The organism is Arthrobacter sp. P1_A5, from assembly GCF_056406825.1.
The window spans coordinates 1-8,604 of sequence record NZ_JBFTZL010000156.1; the positions used below are offsets into that span (position 1 = coordinate 1).

Genomic DNA, 8,604 nt, shown 5'->3' on the forward strand with positions numbered 1-8,604 from the left:
ATGGAGGCGGACGGGATGAAGAAGATGTCCACCCACAGGGAGCGGACCACGGCGCTGATGGCCACGGCGAGCACCAGGGCCAGCAACGCAAAACGCCAGCCCGGTTTCCTGGGCTGGCGTTTTGGCTGTTCCATGTTCCGTATCCCCTGGCGCTGTCGTGAACTAATGTGCGCTGTTGCGGATAGCTCCGGCGCCGCACTAGCTGACGCACCGGATACGGTCCGTGGATCCGCGGTGGAAGCCTGTCGTGGAAGACGAAAAAGCTTACTTGGCGGTCTGGAAGTCGCGCTTTTCCTTGATCTTCGCGGCCTTACCACGCAGGTTACGCATGTAGTAAAGCTTGGCGCGGCGCACGTCACCCTTGGAGACGAGCTCGACCTTGTCGATGATCGGGGAGTGCACCGGGAAGGTACGCTCTACGCCGACACCGAAGGAGACCTTGCGGACGGTGAAGGTTTCGCGGACGCCATCGCCCTGGCGTCCAAGGACGAAGCCCTGGAAGACCTGGACGCGGGAGTTCTTGCCTTCGATGATGTTCACGTGAACCTTGATGGTGTCACCCGCGCGGAACTCGGGAACATCGGTGCGCAGCGAGGCTGCATCTACGGAATCGAGGATATGCATTGATCCACTCCTGGTGAACGCCACAGGTCACTCACGTTGGGTTACGGCGGTCAGGGCCGGTGGCATGCGCCGCCCGCAAATTTCCRCCGAAAGTTTGTCAATCCGGCCCTGTCAGGAGTAGACGGGGCCGGGGTGCCGGGCTGTTGGTAGCGCTCCCCCTGTGGCAGGTTCGCAACCCAGCAGGCACAAGGACTAATTTTGCCACATTTTGTGCGGGTTAGCCCAATCCCGGCGGTTAGGCGTCGGGACGGCGCAGCAGGCGGCCGTCGACGACGTCGTACCCCAGGTCGGAGAAGGCCGTACGGTCCGCGCGGGGCAGCTTGCCGGCGTCGAACTCCACGAGGAGGTCGGGACGGCGTTCGGCGGTGCGCCGGTACTGCTCATGCCGGCGCCACTGGGCGATCTTGCCGTGGTTGCCGCTCAGCAGCACGGCCGGGACGTCCCGGTCCCGCCAGCTGGAGGGCTTGGTGTAGACGGGGTATTCGAGCAGCCCGTCCGAGTGGGATTCCTCCACGAGGGACTCGGGGTTGCCGACGACGCCGGGCAGCAGCCGGCCGATGGCCTCGACCATGGCCAGCACGGCGACCTCGCCGCCGTTGAGGACGTAGTCCCCCAGGCTCATCGGGCGCACCGTGAAGTGCTCCGCGGCCCACTCCAGGACCCGTTCATCGATGCCCTCGTACCGGCCGCAGGCGAACACCAACTGGTCCTCCTCGGCGAGCTGATGGGCGGTGGCCTGGGTGAAGCGCTCCCCCGCCGGTGACGGAACGATCAGGACAGGCTTGGCGGCACCGTCCGGGCCGGCAGACTCTGGGGTGCCGCCGTCGTCAGGGGCACCGGCGTCCCCGGACCGCCCGGCGGCCACGGCGGTGAGGGCCTGAGCCCAGGGTTCGGGCTTCAKGACCATGCCGGCGCCGCCGCCGKAGGGSGTGTCATCGACSGTGCGGTGCCGGTCGGTGGTGTAGTCACGCAGGTCATGGACCTTGAGGTCCAGCAGGCCGTCCTGGCGGGCCTTGCCGATCAGCGACAGCTCCAGCGGGGCCAGGTACTCCGGAAAGATACTGACGACGTCGATTCTCATCTACGCGTTGCCCTGCTCTTCGGAGTTCCGGGCCGCGGCACCTTGGGCTTTGGGATCCTGGGCTGCGGGGTTTTGGGCCTCGGGGTTTTGGGCCTCGGGCGCCTCGTCCGTGTTGACTTCGAACAGTCCGGGCGGCGGGGTGACGAGGACGTACTTTTCAGCCACGTTAACCTCGGGCACAATCTGCTCGACAAAGGGGATCAGGACTTCCTTGCCGTCATCCGTCGTGACCACCAGCAGGTCCTGGACGGGCAGCGTGTGCAGCGCCGAGACCTTGCCGACCACATTGTCGCCCACGCGGACCTCCAGGCCCACGAGCTCATGCTCGTACCAGCCCTCGTCGTCGTCCTCGGCGCCGATGTCTTCGGTTTCGATGAACAGCTTGGCGCCGCGCAGGCCCTCAGCCTCGTTGCGGGTCTCGATCTCGTCAAAGGCCAGCAACAGGATGTCCTTGTTCCAGCGGGCGCTGAACACCGTCAGCGGCCCGGCCGAGCCGGGTTCCACGATGAACTGGGTGCCGGGGACAAAACGGTCGCCGGGCGCGTCGGTGAGCACCTGGACAGTCACTTCGCCGCGGATGCCGTGGGGCTTGCCGATTCGTGCCACCTGGAGCTGCATCTGTTCCTCTGTTCGGGGTTGGTGATTCTGTATTCTCTGGTGCGGAATAACGGGAAAACAGTCCGGCCCCTCCACCATTATCTGGTGAAGGGGCCGGACTCAAGACAAGTAGTGCTGAAAGCGTTACCGGCGGCGGTCGGTGTCGACGACGTCGACCCTGACCGGCTCGCCGTCCGCCAGCGCCGCAACCACAGTGCGCAATGCGCGTGCGGTCCGGCCCTGCCGGCCGATCACCCGTCCGAGGTCGTCCTGATGAACGCGCACCTCGAGGGTTTCCCCGCGGCGGTTGTTCTTCGCACTGACCTTGACGTCCTCGGGGCTGTCAACAATCCCGCGGACCAGGTGTTCGAGCGCTTCTGCCAGCAATTTACTCAGCCTCGGTGGTCTCTGCTTCGGCGGCGTCGGCGGGAGCCTCGGCAGCTTCGTCCTTCTTGGCCTTCTTGGTGATGGCTTCCGGGATGATCACGGAACCCTTTTCCGGGGTAACGAAGGCAGCCTTGGGAGCCTTGGTCTTCAAGGTTCCCTCCTGGCCCGGGAGACCCTTGAACTTCTGCCAGTCACCGGTGATCTTCAGGATCGCGGCAACCTGCTCGGACGGCTGTGCGCCGACGCCGAGCCAGTACTGGGCACGGTCCGTGTCGACCTCGATGTACGAGGGCTCTTCGGTCGGGTGGTACTTGCCGATCTCTTCGATAGCACGGCCATCACGCTTGGAGCGTGAGTCCATGACGACGATGCGGTAGTACGGTGCGCGCATCTTACCGAAGCGCTTAAGGCGAATCTTTACGGCCACTTTTGTGGTCACTCCTGTTTCTGAAACGGGGTCGAGCCCGGCGTTCTGCACCCGTGGGGCGGGCCGTACTTGGGGGTTCTAAAGGACAAGATCCAGACGCGGAGAGAGGGGCCACGCAGATCGAGTACCTGTTCATTGTGCCAGATCACCGGCAGGATTTCGACTTGACACGAGCTTGGCGCACCACCGCGCGGCCTGGAAGCGGCCTCGAGGGCCGGTCAGGACGTCCAGACGAAGAGGCCGGACCTGGTGGCGGGGTCGACGCCGGCGGCGAGCTCGGCAATCCGGCGCACGTAGTCCCGGGCCTCGTCCGGACCGAAGGGCATGTCCTCCTCGGCGGCCCAGTTGGCGGCGACATCCTCCAGGACGTCACCCTCCCCTTCGGTTTCATAGCTGAGCAGTTCCGCCAGCGTGCGGACCATTGCCGCCGGGACGCCGAGCAGCGAGTCGCTGGCCACGTCGACCATGGCCAGTTCATAGTCCGCGCCCGGGGCGTGCACGGCGACGCCGGCGAGGTCCCCCAGCCGCTCCACCTCGAAGTCGCTGATCTCCGGGATGCGGACGGCGCCCGGGGCGGCCGGACTGCCGTCTTCCAGTGCGCCGGCGCGCTCGAGGGCTTCTTCGTGGGTGGACACAAAGAGTTCGGTGAATCCCATGCAGCTGGTCCTTAGGGTTCGGCGGTCCGCAGACCGCTGTTTTCGACGTCGCTTCAGCCTAGCCGCTTCAGCACGGCCCAGCCCCGCCCGCTGGACATGCCCTCCCCTAACCCTGAGCACTGGACATATGGCATCTATGTCCATTCGAGACTGCGAGCAATGGACATGCCCCTCGCTGGCCCGGGGAACCCGACCCCGCCCGTGGACACGCCCTCCCCCGACCGTGAGCACTGGACATGTGGCACCTATGTCTATTCCCGACTGCGAGCAATGGACATGTTCCAGTGTCCTGCTGGCGAAGTGTGGACATGTCCTTCGCTGGCCCCGGGGGAACCTTGCCCACTCCGGCGAAGGTCGCTGGCCATGCCCCGTCCTGACAGCAACCAATGAACATATGGCGTCTATGTCTATTCCCGGCTGTGGGCAATGGACATGCTCCGATGTCCCGCCTGGGAACAGTGGCCATGTCCCTCGCTGGCCCGGGGAACCCAACCAAGGCCCGCCGGCGAAGAGTGGACATGTCCTGTGCGCGCTGGACATGCCCAGCGACCAGCTTGCCGGGCAGAACTTCTAGCGCACGGCGACGCGGATCCGATTGCGCCACGGGTCCTCGAAGCGCAGCTCGGCGCCGGTGTGGTGGGATTCGACGCCGGCAGCCTTGAGCCGGTCGGCCAGGGCCGCGACGTCGTCGCCGGAGGGCACTTCGATGAGGACCTCGCCCAGGCCCAGCGTGTCGCGCCGGGGGCCCGCGCCGCGGCTGTTCCATACGTTCATGGCCATGTGGTGGTGGTATCCGCCAGCCGAGACGAACAGCGCCTGGCCGTGCCAGCCCGCGGTCTTCTCGAAGCCGAGCGTGCCGACATAGAACTCATGCGCCGACTGGACGTCGCCGACCTGCAGGTGGACGTGCCCGACGCCGGCGGCGGCCTGGCGCTGGCTGGCCACGGACTCCTCGGTCAGGTATTGCTGCAGGTAGCGCTGCGGCGGCAGGGCGAGACTGTCCATGACGACGTTCTTGCCCTCCCAGGACCACGCCGCCCGCGGCCGGTCCCAGTACAGCTCGATGCCGTTGCCTTCGGGGTCGTTGAAGTAGAACGCCTCGCTGACGAGGTGGTCCGCGCTGCCGGTGAAGGACTGGGGCTCGTACTGGGCCGCGGTGGCGATGGTGGCCGCCAGGGAGTGCTGGTCCTCGAAGAGGAGGGCGGTGTGGAAGAGCCCGGCCTCGCCGCGGGAAGGTAGAAACAGGTCCGGGGCAGGCGCCAGATGCACCAGCGGCTTCTGCTGGCGCCCAAGGTAGAGCCCGCCGTCCTGTTCGGCCACAGTCTCCAGGCCGAGGGCGCGCTGGTAGTAGTCGGTCATGAGCTTCATGTCGCCGACCTTGAGCATCACGGTGCCCATGGTGAGTTCGGCAGGAAGGAGGTCCTGGGTGCTGGCTTCTGCGATCATGGCAACGCTCCGTGGATTTGTTAGCCGCCGGCCTTCGGCGACTCTATAAAACTAAATTACTTGAAGCTTCAATTTATTCCTCATGGCCGCTTGGCTCCCGGTCTACCGGCAGCCCACGCAGCACGATATGCCGGATCCGGCGGAGCGTGGCCGGATTGCTCCGCGGATCTTCGGCCGTGACGAGGACATCAGCGCTTGCCCCTTCACCGATGGACTCCGCGCCGAGCCAGGTCCGCGCGGACCAGCTCGCGGCGTTGAGGGCGGCAGCGGCGGAAAGGCCGGCGGCGTGCAGGGCCTGGATCTCGTCCACGATCCTGCCATGGCTGATCACGCTGCCGGCGTCGGTACCGGCATAGATCGCCAGCCCGGCCTCGTGGGCTTCGAGGATCCGCTCCGCCCGGCGCTCCCACAGCGAGCGCATGTGGGCTGCGTAGCGGGGGAACTTGGCGGCCGCCCGGGCGGCGATGTCCGGGAACGTGGCGATGTTGATCAGGGTGGGCACGATCGGAACACCCTGTTCGAGGAAGCGCGGCAGGTGCCGCGGCAGCAGCCCGGTGGCGTGCTCGATGCAGTCGATCCCGGCGTCGAGCATGTCATCGAGGGTGTCTTCGGCGAAGCAGTGTGCGGTGACGCGGGCCCCCTCATCGTGGGCGGCCCGGACGGCGTCCTTGACCGTCCGGGCGGGAAAACTGGCGGCGAGATCGCCGGCGTCGCGGTCGATCCAGTCCCCCACGAGCTTGACCCAGCCGTCGCCCGCGCGGGCCTGCTTCCGCACGGCCTCGACGAGATCCTCCGGCTCGACCTCGACGGCCAGGCCCGGCAGGTAGCGCCGGGTCCTCGCGAGGTGCCGGCCCGAGCGGATGATTCGGGGAAGGTCCACGCGTTGCTGGAGCCAGCGTGTGTCGTGGACGGCGCCGGCGTCGCGGACCAGGAGCGTCCCGGCGTTGCGGTCCGCCAGGGCCTGGGATTCCGCGGTGTCCTCGGTAACGTCCCCGCCCGGGCCCAGGCCGATGTGGCAGTGTGCGTCCACGAGGCCGGGCATGACCCAGCCGTCCAGCACGAGCTCCGGCGCGGCCGCGGGCCGGCGAAAGGTCAGCCGGCCATCTACCGACCACAACCCGTAGCGGACCTGGTCCGCCGCCGTGAGGATGGGCCCGCTGAACTCGATGATGCTGGTCATGGCCTAAAGCCTAGCCCTCTGGCTCCGCCGTCCGCGTCACACTCGACGGCCGGCCGGAGGTGCGTGGTAGCTTCGTCTACGACCACACGGGTGCCCCTGCAGGGGCTGAGATCGGGCTGACGCAGCCCGCGACCGTTGAACCTGTCCGGGTAATGCCGGCGAAGGAAGTGAGTATTCCGTGAACTCCCAAGTGACACAGCACAGCCCTGCCCACAATGAGTCAGCCCCCACTGGGCCAGCCCAGCACGGGTCTGYCGCAAGCCAGCCTCTGGCCCCCACACAGTCGCTGAAGTCCCACTCGCTGGCCTTCAGCACGGACCCGGAGCACGGCATCCGCGTGCCGGTGACCGAGATCGCCCTGGAACCCTCCCCGGGCGGCGTCCGGAACCCGCCGTTCCGGGTCTACCGCACTGCCGGCCCGGGCAGCGATCCGGTCCGCGGGCTGGAGCCGTTCCGCACCCCCTGGATTGAGGACAGGGCGGACACCGAACCCTACGCCGGCCGCGAACGCGAGCTGCTCGACGACGGCAAATCGGCGGTGCGCCGCGGTGCCGCGTCGRCCGAGTGGCGGGGCGGCCGGCCGGTGCCGCGCCGGGCCGTTGAGGGCAGGACCGTCACGCAGATGCGCTACGCCCGGGACGGTGTCATCACCCAGGAAATGCGGTTCGTCGCGCTGCGCGAGAACTGCGATGTGGAGCTGGTGCGCAGCGAGGTGGCCGCGGGCCGCGCGATCATTCCCAACAACGTCAACCATCCCGAATCCGAGCCGATGATCATCGGCAAGGCGTTCCTGGTGAAAATCAACGCCAATATCGGGAACTCCGCCGTGACCAGCTCCATCGCCGAGGAGGTCGACAAACTCCAGTGGGCCACGCAGTGGGGCGCGGACACCGTCATGGACCTCTCCACCGGGGACGACATCCACACCACGCGCGAGTGGATCATCCGCAACTCCCCCGTCCCCATCGGAACGGTCCCGATCTACCAGGCACTGGAGAAGGTCAACGGTGAGGCGAACGCCCTGACCTGGGAGATCTTCCGGGACACCGTGATCGAACAGTGCGAGCAGGGCGTGGACTACATGACCATCCACGCCGGCGTGCTGCTGCGGTATGTGCCGCTGACGGCCAACCGGGTCACCGGCATCGTGTCCCGCGGCGGTTCCATCATGGCCGGCTGGTGCCTGGCGCACCAYCRGGARAACTTCCTSTACACCCACTTCGACGAGCTGTGCGAGATCTTCGCRCGCTACGACGTCGCCTTTTCCCTGGGCGACGGGCTGCGGCCCGGCGCGACGGCGGATGCCAACGACGCGGCACAGTTCGCCGARCTGGACACCCTGGCCGAGCTCACGCAGCGGGCCTGGGACTTCGACGTGCAGGTCATGGTGGAGGGCCCCGGGCACGTGCCCTTCCACCTCGTCCGGGAAAACGTGGAGCGCCAGCAGGAACTCTGCAAGGGCGCCCCGTTTTACACACTCGGGCCGCTCGTCACGGACATARCACCGGGCTATGACCACATCACCTCGGCGATCGGCGCCACCGAGATCGCCCGCTATGGCACCGCGATGCTCTGCTACGTCACGCCCAAGGAACACCTCGGGCTGCCGAACAAGGACGATGTGAAGACGGGCGTGATCACTTACAAGATCGCGGCCCATGCCGCGGACCTCGCCAAGGGCCACCCCGGCGCGCACGAACGCGACGATGCCCTGTCCAAGGCAAGGTTCGAGTTCCGCTGGCGGGACCAGTTCGCGCTGTCCCTGGACCCGGTCACGGCCGAGGCTTTCCACGATGAGACGCTTCCCGCGGAGCCGGCCAAGACAGCCCACTTCTGCTCGATGTGCGGTCCGAAGTTCTGCTCCATGCGGATCAGCCAGGACATCCGGGACGAATACGGTTCAGCTGATTCGCAGGCGGCCCTGGCGCAGATGGCGGCCGGAATGCGGGCGAAGAGCAACGAGTTCCGCGCCTCGGGCGGCAAGGTCTACCTGCCGCAGCCCTCGGTGGGAGGACGCGCAGCTTCCTAGGAGGCCCGGGCGTGCTGGTGCCGGCTGACTTCGGCGATGTAGGAGCGGATGGCCCGGTCCCCTTCGGCTGAATCCTGGGGCCGGTGCCCTCCTGGTGCCGTGCGGTGCAGGGCGCCGGTCTCGCGCAGGTAGCCGGCGATTTCCTCATACAGCGGTTCCCAGCCGCCGGTCAGCACC

The 8,604-nt window shown here is 67.0% G+C and carries 9 protein-coding genes, 2 pseudogenes and 1 riboswitch; of the genes and pseudogenes, 1 reads left to right on the top strand and 10 read right to left on the bottom strand.

Translation table 11 applies throughout. The features are described from left to right. The 9 genes and pseudogenes from AC1D1S_RS16630 to AC1D1S_RS16670 all read right to left on the bottom strand — a co-directional run. Positions 1 to 134: pseudogene (locus tag AC1D1S_RS16630) on the bottom strand (signal peptidase I); the annotation flags it as partial. A 130-nt stretch (positions 135 to 264) separates the two neighbouring features. Continuing rightward, a complete protein-coding gene (gene rplS, locus AC1D1S_RS16635; RefSeq protein ID WP_018773447.1) occupies positions 265 to 624 on the bottom strand; it encodes a 50S ribosomal protein L19 in 360 nt (119 codons plus the stop codon). Between the two features lie 235 nt (positions 625 to 859). Next, positions 860 to 1,705 carry a tRNA (guanosine(37)-N1)-methyltransferase TrmD gene (gene trmD, locus AC1D1S_RS16640; RefSeq protein ID WP_476994960.1) on the bottom strand — a complete coding sequence of 282 codons (846 nt, stop codon included), beginning with the start codon at positions 1,703 to 1,705 and terminating at the stop codon, positions 860 to 862. Next, the gene (gene rimM / locus AC1D1S_RS16645; protein ID WP_243177169.1) at positions 1,706 to 2,323 is read right to left on the bottom strand and encodes a ribosome maturation factor RimM; all 618 of its coding nucleotides are present in this window, start codon (positions 2,321 to 2,323) and stop codon (positions 1,706 to 1,708) included. Positions 2,324 to 2,446: 123 nt separating this feature from the next. Further along, positions 2,447 to 2,689, bottom strand: coding sequence for an RNA-binding protein (locus tag AC1D1S_RS16650; RefSeq protein WP_018773450.1), 243 nt, complete (start codon positions 2,687 to 2,689; stop codon positions 2,447 to 2,449). A 1-nt stretch (position 2,690) separates the two neighbouring features. Beyond that, positions 2,691 to 3,116 (bottom strand): 30S ribosomal protein S16, encoded by a 426-nt coding sequence (gene rpsP, locus AC1D1S_RS16655; RefSeq protein ID WP_026266438.1) that lies wholly within the window; start codon positions 3,114 to 3,116, stop codon positions 2,691 to 2,693. A 218-nt stretch (positions 3,117 to 3,334) separates the two neighbouring features. Beyond that, positions 3,335 to 3,772, bottom strand: a complete 438-nt coding sequence (locus AC1D1S_RS16660; RefSeq protein ID WP_476946011.1) for a hypothetical protein — start codon at positions 3,770 to 3,772, stop codon at positions 3,335 to 3,337. A 570-nt stretch (positions 3,773 to 4,342) separates the two neighbouring features. Beyond that, entirely contained in the window at positions 4,343 to 5,218 is an 876-nt protein-coding gene (locus AC1D1S_RS16665) for a VOC family protein (protein ID WP_476994961.1), read from the bottom strand. A 73-nt stretch (positions 5,219 to 5,291) separates the two neighbouring features. Continuing rightward, entirely contained in the window at positions 5,292 to 6,398 is a 1,107-nt protein-coding gene (locus tag AC1D1S_RS16670; RefSeq protein WP_243177166.1) for an amidohydrolase family protein, read from the bottom strand. A gap of 76 nt (positions 6,399 to 6,474) precedes the next feature. Then, a riboswitch (TPP riboswitch) is annotated at positions 6,475 to 6,582 on the top strand. Here AC1D1S_RS16670 and thiC point away from each other — a divergent pair. Further along, on the top strand, positions 6,577 to 8,427 hold the full coding sequence (gene thiC / locus AC1D1S_RS16675) for a phosphomethylpyrimidine synthase ThiC (RefSeq protein WP_476994962.1): 1,851 nt from the start codon (positions 6,577 to 6,579) through the stop codon (positions 8,425 to 8,427). Its footprint overlaps the riboswitch before it by 6 nt. Here the strand turns inward: thiC and AC1D1S_RS16680 are convergent. Further along, positions 8,424 to 8,604: pseudogene (locus AC1D1S_RS16680) on the bottom strand (alpha/beta hydrolase); the annotation flags it as partial. The gene thiC and the pseudogene AC1D1S_RS16680 sit on opposite strands and share 4 nt — an antisense overlap.